This is a genomic window from Streptomyces sp. NPDC043685 (assembly GCF_056436585.1).
This window is the reverse complement of sequence record NZ_JBWKCH010000008.1, coordinates 161,625-177,184: the sequence shown is the minus strand read 5'-3', so window position 1 is coordinate 177,184 and position 15,560 is coordinate 161,625. Positions and strand designations below refer to the sequence as shown.

The 15,560-nt window shown below is 70.6% G+C and carries 14 protein-coding genes; 5 read left to right on the top strand and 9 right to left on the bottom strand.

What is annotated here, in order from left to right:
• Positions 1 to 15 precede the first annotated feature (15 nt).
• The 5 genes from pgl to tkt are packed head-to-tail and all read right to left on the bottom strand — an operon-like array spanning position 16 to position 6,651.
• On the bottom strand, positions 16 to 801 hold the full coding sequence (gene pgl, locus AC0665_RS26240; RefSeq protein ID WP_478509988.1) for a 6-phosphogluconolactonase: 786 nt from the start codon (positions 799 to 801) through the stop codon (positions 16 to 18).
• Positions 798 to 1,886, bottom strand: coding sequence for a glucose-6-phosphate dehydrogenase assembly protein OpcA (opcA, locus tag AC0665_RS26235; protein WP_468411007.1), 1,089 nt, complete (start codon positions 1,884 to 1,886; stop codon positions 798 to 800). The genes pgl and opcA overlap by 4 nt, the downstream gene beginning before the upstream one ends.
• Positions 1,883 to 3,406: a glucose-6-phosphate dehydrogenase gene (zwf, locus tag AC0665_RS26230; RefSeq protein ID WP_468411005.1), complete on the bottom strand. Its 1,524-nt coding sequence runs from the start codon at positions 3,404 to 3,406 to the stop codon at positions 1,883 to 1,885. Before zwf ends, opcA begins: the two co-directional genes overlap by 4 nt.
• A 4-nt stretch (positions 3,407 to 3,410) precedes the next feature.
• Entirely contained in the window at positions 3,411 to 4,529 is a 1,119-nt protein-coding gene (gene tal / locus AC0665_RS26225; RefSeq protein ID WP_468637624.1) for a transaldolase, read from the bottom strand.
• A 34-nt stretch (positions 4,530 to 4,563) separates the two neighbouring features.
• The gene (gene tkt, locus AC0665_RS26220) at positions 4,564 to 6,651 is read right to left on the bottom strand and encodes a transketolase (RefSeq protein ID WP_478705899.1); all 2,088 of its coding nucleotides are present in this window, start codon (positions 6,649 to 6,651) and stop codon (positions 4,564 to 4,566) included.
• Between the two features lie 382 nt (positions 6,652 to 7,033).
• On the opposite strand from tkt, the gene AC0665_RS26215 reads away from it, so the two are divergent.
• The 3 genes from AC0665_RS26215 to AC0665_RS26205 all read left to right on the top strand — a co-directional run bounded on the left by AC0665_RS26215 (position 7,034) and on the right by AC0665_RS26205 (position 9,610).
• Entirely contained in the window at positions 7,034 to 7,951 is a 918-nt protein-coding gene (locus tag AC0665_RS26215; RefSeq protein WP_468410999.1) for a heme o synthase, read from the top strand.
• A 66-nt stretch (positions 7,952 to 8,017) separates the two neighbouring features.
• Positions 8,018 to 8,350 carry a hypothetical protein gene (locus tag AC0665_RS26210; protein WP_468410997.1) on the top strand — a complete coding sequence of 111 codons (333 nt, stop codon included), beginning with the start codon at positions 8,018 to 8,020 and terminating at the stop codon, positions 8,348 to 8,350.
• Positions 8,351 to 8,503: 153 nt separating this feature from the next.
• Positions 8,504 to 9,610 (top strand): amidohydrolase family protein, encoded by a 1,107-nt coding sequence (locus AC0665_RS26205; protein ID WP_468410995.1) that lies wholly within the window; start codon positions 8,504 to 8,506, stop codon positions 9,608 to 9,610.
• On the opposite strand, the gene AC0665_RS26200 is transcribed toward AC0665_RS26205, so the two are convergent.
• The 4 genes from AC0665_RS26200 to AC0665_RS26185 are packed head-to-tail and all read right to left on the bottom strand — an operon-like array spanning position 9,607 to position 13,209.
• A complete protein-coding gene (locus AC0665_RS26200; RefSeq protein ID WP_468410993.1) occupies positions 9,607 to 10,614 on the bottom strand; it encodes a COX15/CtaA family protein in 1,008 nt (335 codons plus the stop codon). The genes AC0665_RS26205 and AC0665_RS26200 overlap by 4 nt on opposite strands.
• 54 nt (positions 10,615 to 10,668) lie before the next feature.
• A complete protein-coding gene (locus AC0665_RS26195; RefSeq protein ID WP_468637728.1) occupies positions 10,669 to 11,424 on the bottom strand; it encodes an ABC transporter permease in 756 nt (251 codons plus the stop codon).
• Positions 11,425 to 11,441: 17 nt separating this feature from the next.
• Positions 11,442 to 12,365, bottom strand: a complete 924-nt coding sequence (locus AC0665_RS26190) for an ABC transporter ATP-binding protein (RefSeq protein WP_478705898.1) — start codon at positions 12,363 to 12,365, stop codon at positions 11,442 to 11,444.
• 49 nt (positions 12,366 to 12,414) lie between these two features.
• The gene (locus AC0665_RS26185) at positions 12,415 to 13,209 is read right to left on the bottom strand and encodes an AAC(3) family N-acetyltransferase (RefSeq protein WP_478705897.1); all 795 of its coding nucleotides are present in this window, start codon (positions 13,207 to 13,209) and stop codon (positions 12,415 to 12,417) included.
• A gap of 160 nt (positions 13,210 to 13,369) precedes the next feature.
• Here AC0665_RS26185 and AC0665_RS26180 point away from each other — a divergent pair, with 160 nt between their 5' ends.
• Complete coding sequence (locus AC0665_RS26180; protein WP_468410987.1) at positions 13,370 to 14,092, top strand: helix-turn-helix transcriptional regulator; 723 nt, start codon at positions 13,370 to 13,372, stop codon at positions 14,090 to 14,092.
• Positions 14,089 to 15,510, top strand: coding sequence for a Fe-S cluster assembly protein SufB (gene sufB / locus AC0665_RS26175; RefSeq protein WP_062926168.1), 1,422 nt, complete (start codon positions 14,089 to 14,091; stop codon positions 15,508 to 15,510). The genes AC0665_RS26180 and sufB overlap by 4 nt, the downstream gene beginning before the upstream one ends.
• The last annotated feature ends 50 nt before the right edge of the window (positions 15,511 to 15,560 follow it).

Genomic DNA, 15,560 nt, shown 5'->3' with positions numbered 1-15,560 from the left:
GGGGCCCGGAAGCGTTCACGCCGAAGCCGGCGGATACAGCGAACGCGGCAGTTGGGAAGCCGCCGCCCCGTCCAGGAGCCACAGGGTCCGGCTCCTGCCGTACGCCCCTGCTGCCGGGGCCTGGATCTCCCCGGCTCCCGAGAGGGCGATCGCCGCCGCCCGGGCCTTGTCCTCCCCGGCGGCCAGCAGCCACACCTCACGAGCCGCTCGGATCGCCGGGAGCGTCAGCGTCACCCGGGTCGGCGGCGGCTTGGGCGCGCCGTGGACGCCGACCACCGTGCGGTCGGTCTCCCGCACCGCCGGCAGCTCCGGGAACAGCGACGCCACATGGGTGTCCGGGCCGACGCCCAGCATCAGCACGTCGAACGTGGGCACGGGCCCGTGGTTCTCCGGGCCCGCCGCCCGCGCCAGCTCCTCCGCGTACGCGGCCGCCGCCGCGTCCACGTCGGCGCCGTGGGGGCCGTCCGACGCGGGCATGGCGTGCACCCGCTTCGGATCGAGCGGCACCGAGTCGAGGAGAGCCTGTCTGGCCTGGGTGACGTTGCGCTCGGGATCGCCCTCGGGCAGGAACCGCTCGTCGCCCCACCACAGGTCGAGCCGGCTCCAGTCGATCGCGTCCCGGGCGGGCGCCGCGGCCAGGGCGGCCAGCAGGCCGTTGCCGTTGCGGCCGCCCGTCAGGACCACGGACGCCGAACCCCGGGAGGCCTGGGCGTCCACGATCCTGGTGATCAGCCGGGCCGCCGCGGCCTGCGCCATCAGCTCCTTGTCGCGGTGCACGACCAGCTGCGGTGCCGTACTCACTTCGTCGCCTTCCGTACCGGTTCCAGCTGGGGCGGTTCCCGCCTCACCGGTGCCTGCGCCGTCGCTTGCGCAGCGGGTGCTTTCGCAGCCGCTTCAACGGGAGCGGGAAGGGCGAGTCCTGCTCGCCCCTCACTTTTGGGCACCGACGACGGCGACGACGGGGACTTCAGCCGGTCCACCCCGTAGCGCAGGGCGGACGCGTACGTGTCGTCCGGGTCCAGCCGGCGCAGCTCCTCCGCCATCAGCTCGGCGGTCTCACGGCGCTTGAGCGCCACCGCCCGGTCCGGCTGGCCCTCGATGGAGAGCGTCGCGAGCGAGCCGTCGGCACGGTCCAGCTTGATCGGGCCGCAGTCGGTGTCCATCCGGACCGCCGTCAGGCCGGGGCCGCTGGACAGCGAGCGCTTCACGGGCACGTCCAGCCGGTCCGCGAGCCACATCGCCAGCAGCTCACAGCTCGGGTTGAACTCCTCGCCCTCCACCTCGACGGCCTTGACCTCACAGGCGACCTGGTCGAGCGCCGCCGCCAGCATGGAGCGCCAGGGCGTGATGCGGGTCCAGGACAGGTCGGTGTCGCCGGGGGTGTAGGTCGTGGAGCGGGTGGCCAGGTCCCGTACCGGCTGCTCGGAGGCGTAGGTGTCGGTCACGCGGCGCTGCGCGAGGGCACCCAGGGGGTCCTTCGCCGGGTCGAGCGGCGCGTTCACCGGCCACCACACCACCACCGGCGCGTCCGGCAGCAGCAGCGGCAGCACCACCGACTGGGCGTGGTCGACGACCTCGCCGTACAGCCGGAGCACCACCGTCTCACCGGAGCCCGCGTCCGCGCCGACCCGCACCTCCGCGTCGAGGCGGGACTGCGTGCGGTCACGGGGCGAACGCGAGACGCGCTTGATGACCACGAGCGTGCGGGCGGGATGCTCGTGCGAGGCGTCGTTCGCGGCCTTCAGCGCGTCGTAGGCGTTCTCCTCGTCCGTCACGATGACCAGCGTGAGCACCATGCCGACCGCCGGGGTGCCGATCGCCCGGCGGCCCTGCACCAGCGCCTTGTTGACCTTGCTGGCCGTGGTGTCCGTCAGGTCTATCTTCATGGCCGGCGCCAGCTCCGTCCGTGTCGCTCGAGCATTTCGTCCGCCTCGACGGGCCCCCAGGTACCGGCCTGGTACTGGGCGGGCTTGCCGTTCTTGTCCCAGTACTCCTCGATCGGGTCGAGGATCTTCCAGGAGAGCTCGACCTCCTCGGTACGCGGGAAGAGGTTCGAGTCACCGAGCAGGACGTCCAGGATGAGACGCTCGTACGCCTCCGGGCTGGACTCCGTGAAGGACTCGCCGTAGGCGAAGTCCATCGACACGTCCCGGATCTCCATCGAGGTGCCCGGCACCTTCGAGCCGAAGCGGACCGTCACGCCCTCGTCCGGCTGGACGCGGATGACGATCGCGTTGGAGCCGAGCTCCTCGGTGGCCGTGGAGTCGAACGGGGAGTGCGGGGCCCGCTGGAAGACGACCGCGATCTCCGTCACCCGGCGGCCCAGCCGCTTGCCGGTGCGCAGGTAGAAGGGGACGCCCGCCCAGCGGCGGTTGTCGATCTCCAGCTTCACCGCGGCGTACGTGTCGGTCTTCGACGAGGCGTCGATGCCGTCCTCGTCGAGGTAGCCGATCACCTTCGCGCCGCCCTGCCAGCCCGCGGAGTACTGCCCGCGCACGGTGTCGCGGCCCATGTCCTTCGGAAGCCGCACGGCACCGAGCACCTTGGTCTTCTCGGCGGCCAGCGCGTCCGCGTCGAAGGAGGCGGGCTCCTCCATGGCCGTCAGGGCCATCAGCTGGAGCAGATGGTTCTGGATGACGTCACGGGCGGCGCCGATGCCGTCGTAGTAGCCGGCCCGGCCGCCGATGCCGATGTCCTCGGCCATGGTGATCTGCACGTGGTCCACGAAGGACCGGTTCCAGATCGGCTCGAACATGGTGTTGGCGAAGCGCAGCGCCAGGATGTTCTGGACGGTCTCCTTGCCCAGGTAGTGGTCGATGCGGAAGACCTGCTCCGGGGCGAAGACCTCGTGGACGACCTTGTTGAGCTCCTCGGCCGAGGCGAGGTTGTGGCCGAACGGCTTCTCGATCACCGCGCGCCGCCAGGAGCCGCCCGTCTGGTCGGCCAGCTGGTGCTTCTTCAGCTGCTGGATGACCACGGGGAAGGCCGACGGCGGCACCGACAGGTAGAAGGCGAAGTTGCCGCCCGTGCCCTGTGCCTTGTCGAGCTCCTCGATCGTGGAACGCAGCCGCTCGAACGCGTCGTCGTCGTCGAAGGTGCCCTGCACGAAGCGCATGCCCTGGATGAGCTGCTGCCAGACCTCCTCGCGGAAGGGCGTGCGGGCGTGCTCCTTGACCGCGTCGTGGACCTCCTGCGCGAAGTCCTCGTGCGCCCATTCACGGCGGGCGAAGCCCACCAGCGAGAAGCCCGGCGGCAGCAGACCCCGGTTGGCGAGGTCGTACACGGCGGGCATGAGCTTCTTGCGGGACAGGTCGCCCGTGACGCCGAAGATGACCAGGCCCGACGGCCCCGCGATACGCGGGAGCCGTCGGTCCGCGGGGTCACGCAGCGGGTTGCTGCTCGACACCTGTTCAGCCCTCCGAGGGGGCGAGGCGCTTCAGCTCGGCCTCGGTCGACTTCAGCAGGTCGTTCCAGGACGCCTCGAACTTCTCGACGCCCTCCTCCTCCAGAAGCCGGACCACGTCGTCGTACTTGATCCCGAGCTTCTCGACCGCGTCCAGGTCGGCGCGGGCCTGCTCGTAGGTGCCGGCGACGGTGTTGCCGGTGATCTCGCCGTGGTCCTCGGTGGCGAACAGGGTCGCCTCCGGCATGGTGTTCACCGTGTTCGGAGCGACCAGGTCGGTGACGTACATGGTGTCGCTGTACGCCTTGTCCTTCACGCCGGTCGACGCCCACAGCGGACGCTGCTTGTTGGCGCCGGCCTTCTCCAGGGCGTTCCAGCGGTCCGAGGAGAAGACCTCCTCGTACGCCTGGTAGGCGAGGCGGGCGTTGGCGACGGCGGCCTTGCCGCGCAGCGCCTTGGCCTCGTCGGTGCCCAGGGCGTCGATCCGCTTGTCGATCTCGGTGTCCACGCGGGACACGAAGAACGACGCCACGGAGTGGATCTGCGACAGGTCCAGGCCGCGCTCCCTGGCCTTCTCCAGGCCCTCCAGGAACGCGTTCATGACCAGGCGGTAGCGCTCCAGCGAGAAGATCAGCGTGACGTTGACGCTGATGCCCAGACCGATGGTCTCGGCGATGGCCGGGATGCCCGCCTCGGTCGCGGGGATCTTGATGAGCGTGTTGGGCCGGTCCACCAGCCAGGCGAGCTGCTTGGCCTCGGCGACCGTCGCCCGCGTGTTGTGCGCCAGGCGGGGGTCGACCTCGATCGAGACCCGGCCGTCCTTGCCGCCACTGGCGTCGAAGACCGGACGCAGGACGTCGGCGGCGTCACGGACGTCGGCCGTCGTGATCATGCGGATGGCCTCTTCGACCGTGACCTCGCGGGCGGCGAGGTCGGTCAGCTGGGTGTCGTAGCCGTCACCCTGCGAGATCGCCTTCTGGAAGATCGACGGGTTGGTGGTGACGCCCACGACGTGCTGCTGGTCGATCAGCTCGGCGAGGTTGCCGGACGTGATCCGCTTGCGCGACAGGTCGTCCAGCCAGATCGCCACGCCTTCCTCGGAGAGGCGCTTGAGTGCGTCTGTCATGGAAATTCCATCTCCTACGTGTCGTATATGAGCGTCAGCGCTGGGCTGCGGCGATCGATTCCCGCGCGGCGGCGGCCACGTTCTCGGCAGTGAAGCCGAACTCGCGGAAGAGCACCTTGCCGTCGGCCGAAGCACCGAAGTGCTCCAGGGAAACGATGCGGCCGGCGTCCCCCACGTACTTGTGCCAGGTGAGGCCGATGCCGGCCTCCACCGCGACACGGGCCCGGACGGACAGCGGCAGGACGCTGTCCCGGTACCCCTGGTCCTGCTGCTCGAACCACTCCACCGACGGCATGGACACCACGCGCGTGGGCACGCCGGCGCCCTGGAGCTGCTCGCGCGCCTCGACGGCGACGTGCACCTCCGAGCCGGTGGCGATCAGGATGACCTCGGGCTCGCCGCCTTCGGCCTCGAACAGGACGTAACCGCCCTTGGCGGCGTCCTCGTTGGGCTCGTAGGTGGGCACGCCCTGCCGGGTCAGCGCCAGACCGTGCGGCTGGCCCTTGCCGAACTCCTTCGTCCAGCGCTTGAGGATCTCGCGCCAGGCGATCGCGGTCTCGTTGGCGTCCGCCGGGCGCACGACGTTCAGGCCCGGGATCGCGCGCAGCGCGGCCAGGTGCTCGACCGGCTGGTGGGTCGGGCCGTCCTCGCCGAGGCCGATGGAGTCGTGCGTCCACACGTACGTCACCGGCAGGTGCATCAGCGCCGACAGCCGCACCGCGTTGCGCATGTAGTCGGAGAAGACCAGGAAGGTGCCGCCGTAGATCCGGGTGTTGCCGTGCAGCGCGATGCCGTTCATCTCGGCGGCCATCGCGTGCTCGCGGATGCCGAAGTGGATCGTGCGGCCGTACGGGTCCGCCTCCGGCAGCGGGTTGTCCGCCGGGAGGAAGGAGCTGGTCTTGTCGATCGTGGTGTTGTTGGAGCCGGCCAGGTCGGCCGAACCGCCCCACAGCTCGGGGATGACCGCGCCGAGCGCCTGGAGGACCTTGCCGGAGGCGGCACGCGTGGCCACGCCCTTGCCGGTCTCGAAGACCGGGATCTTCTCCTCCCAGCCCTTGGGCAGCTCACCCTTGGCGACGCGGTCGTACTCGGCGGCGCGCTCGGGGTTGTTGTCCCGCCACTGCTGGTACGCCTTGTCCCACACCGCGCGGGCCGCCTTGCCCCGCTCCAGCGCCTTGCGGGTGTGCTCGATGACCTCGTCGGAGACCTCGAACGACTGCTCCGGGTCGAAGCCCAGGACGCGCTTGGTGGCCGCGACCTCGTCGTCGCCGAGTGCCGAGCCGTGCGCGGCCTCGGTGTTCTGCGCGTTCGGGGCGGGCCAGGCGATGATCGAGCGCATCGCGATGAACGAGGGCCGGTCCGTGACGGCCTGGGCCTTCTGGATCGCCTCGTAGATCGCGGCCGGGTCCAGGTCGCCGTCGGCCTTCGGCTCCACACGCTGCACGTGCCAGCCGTAGGCCTCGTACCGCTTCACGGTGTCCTCGGAGACGGCCGTCTCGGTGTCGCCCTCGATCGAGATGTGGTTGTCGTCCCACAGCAGGATCAGGTTGCCGAGCTTCTGGTGGCCCGCGAGGGAGGACGCCTCGGCGGAGATGCCCTCCTGGAGGCAGCCGTCACCGGCGATGCAGTAGACGAAGTGGTCGAACGGCGACTCGCCCTCGGCGGCCTCCGGGTCGAACAGGCCGCGCTCGTAGCGGGCGGCCATCGCCATGCCCACCGCGTTGGCGACACCCTGCCCCAGCGGGCCGGTCGTCGTCTCCACGCCGGTCGTGTGCCCGTACTCGGGGTGACCGGGGGTCTTCGAGCCCCAGGTGCGGAAGGACTTCAGGTCGTCCAGCTCCAGGCCGAAGCCGGCCAGGTACAGCTGGGTGTAGAGGGTCAGGGACGAGTGGCCGGCGGACAGCACGAAGCGGTCCCGCCCGACCCAGTCGGCGTCCGCCGGGTCGTGCCGCATCACCTTCTGGAAGAGGGTGTAGGCGGCAGGCGCCAGGCTCATCGCCGTACCCGGATGGCCGTTACCGACCTTCTGTACGGCATCGGCGGCCAGGACACGCGCGGTGTCGACGGACCGCTGGTCCAACTCGGTCCACTCGAGGTCTGTGGTGGTCGGCTTGGTGCTCACCCTGAGTCAGGGCTCCTCTCCACATGTCGGATGCCGGTGTATCGGGGCGCCCACCGGCCGCAGCCGAGCCTACCCCCGTGGGACGTGCGTTTTTTCGAGTCACTCCAGAGTGCCGGGGCGGATCGCGATCCGCCTCCTGACTGGGCCGTACCGCATTCGACAGGTGAATACGGAGCCGCTCATCCGGGTGCTCAATCGAGCTTCGGGGCGCCCGTCGGAAGGTGTCCGCCAACACGAGCCGACCCCCGCGAATGTCCGAGTCTGGGCAACGTCTAAAGTGGCGTGGTACGCGCGAGCCTTTACCGGGACTTCACAGGGTGAGGCTTGCTGGGATGTCTCTGTAGGGGTGTGCGTGACGGCCGTTGAATCCCGTCCAGCGGGGATGACCGGGACGGACCAGAGCCCGGCTCACCGGCCGCTCGGGGCCCGTGTCATGGCATTCGTGGCTCTCACCAAGCCGCGGATCATCGAACTGCTGCTGATCACGACGGTGCCGGTGATGTTCCTGGCGCAGCAGGGCGTGCCCGACCTGACGCTGGTGCTGCTGACGTGCCTGGGCGGTTACATGTCCGCGGGCGGCGCCAACGCGCTCAACATGTACATCGACCGCGACATCGACGCGCTGATGGACCGCACCTCGCAGCGCCCGCTGGTCACCGGCATGGTCAGCCCGCGCGAGTGCCTCGTCTTCGGCATCACGCTGGCGATCGCCTCGACGCTGCTGTTCGGCCTCACCGTGAACTGGCTGAGCGCCTGGCTCGCCCTCGGCGCGCTCCTGTTCTACGTGGTCGTCTACACGATGATCCTCAAGCGCCGTACCTCGCAGAACATCGTGTGGGGCGGCATCGCCGGCTGCCTGCCGGTGCTGATCGGCTGGTCCTCGGTCACGAACTCGATGTCGTGGGCGCCCGTCATCCTCTTCATGGTCATGTTCTTCTGGACGCCGCCGCACTACTGGCCGCTGTCCATGAAGGTCAAGGAGGACTACGCGCGCGTGGGCGTGCCCATGCTGCCGGTGGTCGCCTCCAACAAGGTGGTCGCCAAGCAGATCGTGATCTACAGCTGGGTCATGGTCGCCGTCTCGCTGCTGCTGACCCCGCTCGGCTACACCGGCTGGTTCTACACGTCGGTCGCGCTGCTGGCGGGCGGCTTCTGGCTCTGGGAGGCGCACGGTCTCCAGAACCGCGCGAAGGCGGAGGTGACGGGCGCGAAGCTGAAGGAGATGCGCCTGTTCCACTGGTCGATCACCTACGTCTCGCTGCTCTTCGTGGCGGTCGCGGTCGACCCGTTCCTGCGCTGACACCTCGACGTACGTCACACCGCCCCGCCCTCGCGAGTCGATCTACTCGTGAGTAGCATCCTGGTCATGGCAGAGACGCAGCAGGCAGACCCCAAGGCCGAGCGCAAGGCGGCCCGGCTGGCCCAGCAGATCAGCTCCTTCTCCAAGGCCCACGGCGGCGCCGAGGGCCAGGTCGCCTACCTCGGCGAGCGCGGCGCCCGCATCGTCCTGGTCGGCGAGGACGGCAACTGGGGGGACCTGGTCGCCCCCTCCTACGAGATCGCCGAGAAGGCCGTGGAGAAGTCGGGCATCACCCGCCACGAGTCCTTCGACGGCGAATTCGCCGCGAAGGTGAAGACGGGCCCCTACGAGTGGAGCCGGATGGCCGGGATCCAGGTAGGCGGACCCAAGAACGGTTGAGCAGTCGGCCCGGGGGCGCGGGGAACTGCGCGAGCGACCACATCCGGTCCGCAGCCGCCCGCTGACCCGCACCCCCCTCCGGTACCGCGACCTTCACCCCGGTTCACCCGTTAGGACCCTTGAGAGCAACAGGGTCCACACCGGGAGGCCCGGATGATCGAAACGCCGTCCTTAGTGGACCAGTACTGCCACGGAGTGCTGCGCACGGAGCTGGGCCTCGGCACCTTCGAGGCCCACCTCAGCCACACCGAGGGCCCGCCCGCTCCCGGCACCACCCTCTTCGACACCCAGACCGGCTTCGCCGTCAGGCGCTGGTGCCCGCCCCTGCTCGGCCTCGAACCGCACTGCACGCCCGCCCACTACCTGGCCCGACGGCGGGAACTGGGCGTCTGGGAGGCCGGCCGCCGGCTGCTGCGCGGCAGCGGCATCACCACGTACCTGGTCGACACGGGCCTGCCCGGAGATCTGACGGAGCCCGGCGAGCTGGCCTCCGCAGGAGCCGCCGAGGCCCGCGAGATCGTACGCCTGGAGCTCCTCGCCGAGCAGGTCGCCGACACCTCCGGAACCGTCGAGTCCTTCCTCGCCAACCTCGCCGAATCGGTGCACGCGGCCGCCGCGCACGCCGTCGCCTTCACCTCGGTCGCGGGCGTACGGCACGGCCTCGCGCTCGCGCCGGAGCCGCCCGGGCCGGGCGAGGTGCGCGGGGCGGCCGGCCGCTGGCTCGCCGGGCGCGGCGTCGGCGGGGAGCTGAGCGATCCGGTGCTGCTGCGGCATCTGCTGTGGAGTGCGGTCGCCTCGGGGCTGCCGCTCCAGCTGCACGCGGGGCTGGGCGGCCCGGGCCTGCGGATCGACCGTACGGACCCGGTGCTGCTGACGGACTTCGTACGGGCCACGGCCGGTCTGGGCACGGACCTCGTCCTGCTGCACGGCTACCCGTACCACCGGCACGCCGCCCATCTCGCCGGTGTCTTCCCGCACGTCCACGTCGACTGCGGCGCCGCCCTGGTCCGCACGGGCGCCCGGGCCGCGACCGTCCTCGCGGAGATCCTGGAGCTGGCGCCCTTCGGCAAGATCCTGTTCTCCACCGGCGCGCAGGGGCTGCCCGAACTGCACGTGGTGGGCGCCCGGCTCTTCCGCGAGGCCCTGGGACGGGTGCTCGGCACCTGGGTCGCAGAGGGAGCGTGGTCCCTGACCGACGCCCAGCGGGTGGCGACCATGCTCGCGTCGGGAAACGCGCGCCGGGTCTACGGACTCGGCTAGGCCTTGGTCAGGCTCGCCTCGGCGGCCGGGCCGGGCACGTCCGCGGCCGGCTCCGAGCGTTCGCGCAGGGACAGCACCACCCGCAGCACCCAGATCCACATCGCGGCCGAGCCCAGCATGTGCAGGCCGACCAGCACCTCGGGCAGGTCCGTGAAGTACTGCACGTACCCGATGACGCCCTGGGCGAGCAGGATCAGGAACAGCTCGCGGGTGCGGTTCAGCGGGCTCCTGGGCGCGTCGACCGCCTTGAGGACGAACCACAGGGCGAACGTCAGCGTCACCACGATCCACGCCAGCACGGCGTGCAGCTTGCTCACCGTCTCCCAGTCGACCGGCATCCGCTCGACCTCGCTGGAGTCGCCCGCGTGCGGGCCCGCGCCGGTGACGACCGTGCCGACCAGGATGAGCAGGACGGCCGCCGCGACCAGGAACCACACCAGCTGCTGCACGGCCTTGCCGACCAGCGGTCGCGCCGCCCCGTCGCCCTCCCGGGTGCGCTGCCACATCACCGTGGCCACCGCGATGAGCGCGGACGTCGCCACGAAGTGGGCCGCGACCGTGTACGGGTTCAGACCGACCAGCACCACGATGCCGCCGAGGATCGCGTTGCTCATCACGATCCAGAACTGCGCCCAGCCCAGCCGGACCAGGCCCCGCCGGTACGGCTTCTGCGAGCGCGCGGCGATGATCGCCCAGCCGACGGCCGCGCACAGCACGTACGTCAGCATGCGGTTGCCGAACTCGATGGCGCCGTGGAAGCCCATCGCGCTGGTGGCGGTGAGCGAGTCGTCGGTGCACTTGGGCCAGGTCGGGCAGCCCAGGCCCGAGCCGGTCAGCCGGACGGCGCCGCCGGTGACGACGATGATCACCGACATCAGGAGCGCGGAGAGAGCCGCGCGCCGGACCGTCCGGGGGTGTGGGGTCCAGCGCTCGGCGATGAAGGCGAGCGGGTTGCGCAGGGCGGCCTGGGCGTCGGCGCGGGTCAGGTGTGGCACGCCCACCATCGTAGGCCGCCGCTTGTGCACACTTTCACGAGGGTCCGTCACAGGACACCGTCCCTACTCCCAGCGGAAGAACGTCCCGGCCGCCGCCAGCCCCGCGACCGCCCAGACGGCCAGGATCCCCAGGTCCCCCCAGGGCATCCCGGCGCCGTGCTGGAGCACGTCCCGCAGCCCGTCGGACAGGGCCGCGATGGGCAGCAGGCCCAGCACGTCCTGCGCGGCGGCGGGGAACTTGCCGAGCGGCACGACGACCCCGCCGCCGACGAGCAGCAGCAGGAACACCAGGTTGGCCGCGGCCAGGGTCGCCTCGGCCTTCAGCGTCCCGGCCATCAGCAGGCCAAGGCCCGAGAAGGCCGCCGTGCCGAGGACCAGGAGCAGCAGCACGGCGAACGGGTTGCCGTGCGGCGACCAGCCCAGCGCGAAGGCGATCGCCGTCAGCAGGATCACCTGGAGCACCTCGGTGACCAGCACGGACAGGGTCTTCGCCGTCATCAGGCCCCAGCGGGGCAGGGGCGAGACGGCCAGCCGCTTCAGCACGCCGTAGCGGCGCTCGAAGCCGGTCGCGATGGCCTGGCCCGTGAACGCCGTCGACATCACGGCGAGCGCGAGGACGCCCGGCGCGAGGAAGTCGACCGCTTCGCCGGAGCCGGTGTCCACGATGTCCACGGTGCTGAACAGGGCCAGCAGCAGGGCCGGGATCACGACCGTCAGCAGCAGCTGCTCGCCGTTGCGCAGCAGCATCTTCGTCTCGAGCGCGGCCTGGGCCGCGATCATGCGGGGGAGGGGCGCCGCGCCGGGCTTCGGCGTGTACATCCCCGTGCCGGTGGCGGTCACGAGCGCAGCTCCTTGCCGGTCAGCTCCAGGAAGACGTCTTCGAGGGTGTGCCGCTCCACGGAGATCCTCTCCGGCATCACACCGTGCTGGGCACACCAGGAGGTGACCGTCGCGAGCAGCTGGGGGTCGACCTTGCCGGTGACCCGGTAGGAACCCGGGGTCAGCTCGGCGGCCGAGCAGTCGGCGGGCAGGGCCTTCAGCAGTGAGCCCACGTCCAGGCCCGGCCGGCCCGAGAAGCGCAGCGTGTTCTCGGCGCCGCCCCGGCACAGCTCCTCCGGGGAGCCCTGGGCGATGACCCGGCCCGCGTCGATGATCGCCACGTCGTCGGCGAGCTGCTCGGCCTCGTCCATGTAGTGGGTGGTGAGGATCACCGAGACGCCGTCGGCGCGCAGGTCCCGCACCAGGTCCCAGGTGGCGTGCCGGGCCTGCGGGTCGAGCCCGGCGGTCGGCTCGTCGAGAAAGACCAGTTCGGGACGCCCGACCACGGCCATGGCCAGCGCGAGGCGCTGCTGCTGCCCGCCGGACAGCCGCCGGTACGTCGTACGGCCGCAGGAGCCGAGCCCCAGCCGTTCGATCAGCGCGTCCACGTCCAGCGGATGCGCGTGCAGCCTGGCCACGTGCCGCAGCATCTCGTCGGCACGGGAGCCCGAATAGACGCCGCCGGACTGGAGCATCACGCCGATGCGGGGCCGCAGGGCGGAGGCGTCCCCGACCGGGTCGAGGCCCAGGACGCGCACCGTGCCGGAGTCCGGCTCGCGGTACCCCTCGCAGGTCTCGACCGTGGTCGTCTTGCCCGCCCCGTTGGGGCCGAGCACGGCGGTCACACCCGCCCGGGCCACCAGGTCGAGCCCGTCCACCGCGGTCTTCGGGCCGTACCGCTTCACCAGGGCCTGGACCTGGACCAGGGGCTCACTTCGCATGGGTCCAGAGTCTAGGTACGCGCGCGGCGGCCCGGACCGGGGGGTGCGGCTACTCCTCCTCGCGCGGCCGGTGGACCGCGAGCCACCGCTCGGCGTAGGCCACCGCGTCCGCCACCGGGAACAGCCGCGCCTGGGCCGCGCCGACCTTGCCGCGGACGACGGGACGGTCCCGCTCGAAGTCGTAGCCCAGCTCGTCGAAACGGTCCGAGTCGATCGACACCTCGGTCACGGTCTCCCAGCCGTCGGGACCGGGCCGGCCCACCACGACCCGCGGGGACGGGATGCGGTACTCGGCCAGGTGGAAGCTCGTGCAGGAGGCGTAGCCGGCCCCGAGCAGCAGGACGCGGGCACCCATCGCCTCCAGTTTCGCCAGCGGGCTGCGCTCGCCGAGGCGGCAGTCGGTCGCGTGCCCGTCGAGCACCTCCGCCGCGCGCGGGCCGAGCGCCGCGAACGAGGTCTGCGGATGCGCGCTGCGCAGGGCGCCGGGCCAGGTGCGCACGGTCTCCGGGACGACACCGACCCCGCGGGACGGCGTGATCCGCGGGTCGTAGCCCGGCATGGTGGCGCGGATGTCCGGCCACCACTGAGGGGGCACGGGCGGATTGCTCCACAGGGCCGGGTCGGAGAGCTCGCCGGTCTGGGTGGGGACCACGAGGGTGCCCTGCGGGCCGAGCGCGTCGAGCAGGCCCCGCACCACCGTGACGGCGCCGCCGTTGACCCAGCCGAGGGAACTGAGCGAGGAGTGCACGAGCAGCGTCTCGCCGGGGCGTACCCCGAGCTTGCCGAGCTGGGTCCGGAGCGTCTCGCGGGTGACAAGAGGGCCGGTCGGAGGGGGTGTGGGCATGGTTGTGGAGTGTCCCCGAAGCGGCTGCCGCATGCCAGCGGTTCGATCAAGCGGAGATCGTTTCCGCAGGTCAGATTAGGTATGCCTAAGTGACGCAGGGCACCTCGGGCGGAGACCGGGCGGCTTGCCCGGTCCGGAGGAATTACGCAACAATGGCGTTGTGAAAAACGTCGGCGAGGCACCCCACGAGGAGCTGGCGACCGGGGAGCGGTCCACCCGCAACCGGGTCGCGCGGTCCATCCTGGACCACGGCCCCTCGACCGTCGCCGAACTCGCCGAGCGGCTGGGTCTCACCCAGGCCGCCGTGCGCCGGCACCTCGACGCCCTCACGGGCGACGGTGTCGTGGAGGCACGCGAGCAGCGGGTGTACGGCGCGCGGACCCGCGGCCGGCCCGCCAAGGTGTTCGCCCTGACGGACTGCGGGCGGGACGCCTTCGACCAGTCCTACGACAAGCTCGCCGCGGACGCCCTGCGCTGGATCGCCGACCGCGAGGGCGGCAGCGAGGCGATCGCCGCCTTCGCCCGCGCCAGGATCGCCGCGCAGGCCGGTGCCTACCGCGCAGCGGTCGCCTCCGCCTCCCCCGAGGAGCGGACGGAAGCCCTCGCCAAGGCGCTGAGCGCCGACGGGTACGCTGCTACGGCGCGCAGCGCGCCCCACCCCCAGCAGGGTGAGCAGCTCTGCCAGCACCACTGCCCGGTCGCCCACGTCGCCGAGCAGTTCCCGCAACTGTGCGAGGCGGAGACGGAATTTTTCGCCGAGCTGCTCGGTACGCATGTCCAGCGGCTCGCCACCATCGCGCACGGCGACGGCGTCTGCACGACGTTCATCCCCAAGATTTCCCACAACGCATCTGCAAGCACGGCCGGGAGGAACCCCGCATGACTCTCCCCACGGAGACTGCCCACCCCGAGCTCGAGGGCCTGGGCAAGTACGAGTACGGCTGGGCCGACTCCGACACGGCCGGCGCCTCCGCCAAGCGCGGCATCAACGAGGACGTCGTCCGGGACATCTCCTCCAAGAAGAACGAGCCGGAGTGGATGACCAAGCTCCGCCTCAAGGGCCTGCGCCTGTTCGAGAAGAAGCCCATGCCGAACTGGGGCTCGGACCTCTCCGGCATCGACTTCGACAACATCAAGTACTTCGTGCGCTCCACGGAGAAGCAGGCGGAGTCCTGGGAGGACCTGCCCGAGGACATCAAGAACACCTACGACAAGCTCGGCATCCCCGAGGCGGAGAAGCAGCGCCTCGTCGCCGGTGTCGCCGCGCAGTACGAGTCGGAGGTCGTCTACCACCAGATTCGCGAGGACCTGGAGGAGCAGGGCGTCATCTTCCTCGACACCGACACCGCGCTGAAGGAGCACCCGGAGCTCTTCAAGGAGTACTTCGGGACCGTCATCCCCGTCGGCGACAACAAGTTCGCGTCGCTGAACTCCGCCGTGTGGTCGGGCGGCTCCTTCATCTACGTGCCGCCGGGCGTCCACGTGGAGATTCCGCTCCAGGCCTACTTCCGGATCAACACCGAGAACATGGGCCAGTTCGAGCGGACCCTGATCATCGTCGACGAGGGTGCCTACGTGCACTACGTCGAGGGCTGCACCGCCCCGATCTACAAGTCGGACTCGCTGCACTCCGCGGTCGTCGAGATCATCGTCAAGAAGAACGCCCGCTGCCGCTACACGACCATCCAGAACTGGTCGAACAACGTCTACAACCTGGTCACCAAGCGCGCCGTGGCGTACGAGGGCGCGACCATGGAGTGGATCGACGGCAACATCGGCTCCAAGGTGACGATGAAGTACCCGGCCGTCTACCTCATGGGCGAGCACGCCAAGGGCGAGACCCTGTCCATCGCCTTCGCGGGCGAGGGCCAGCACCAGGACGCCGGCTCCAAGATGGTCCACATGGCGCCGAACACGTCGTCGAACATCGTGTCGAAGTCCGTGGCGCGCGGCGGCGGCCGCACCTCCTACCGCGGTCTCGTCGAGATCGGCGAGGGTGCCCACGGCTCGAAGTCCAACGTGCTGTGCGACGCGCTGCTGGTGGACACCATCTCCCGCTCGGACACCTACCCCTACGTGGACGTCCGCGAGGACGACGTGTCCATGGGCCACGAGGCGACCGTCTCCAAGGTCTCCGAGGACCAGCTCTTCTACCTGATGAGCCGCGGCCTGAGCGAGTTCGAGGCGATGGCGATGATCGTGCGCGGCTTCGTCGAGCCCATCGCCAAGGAGCTCCCCATGGAGTACGCGCTGGAGCTCAACCGGCTGATCGAGCTGCAGATGGAGGGCGCGGTCGGTTGATCCGCCGCCGTCCATCAAGCCCTTACGTAACGGAAAGAGAGCACTACGAC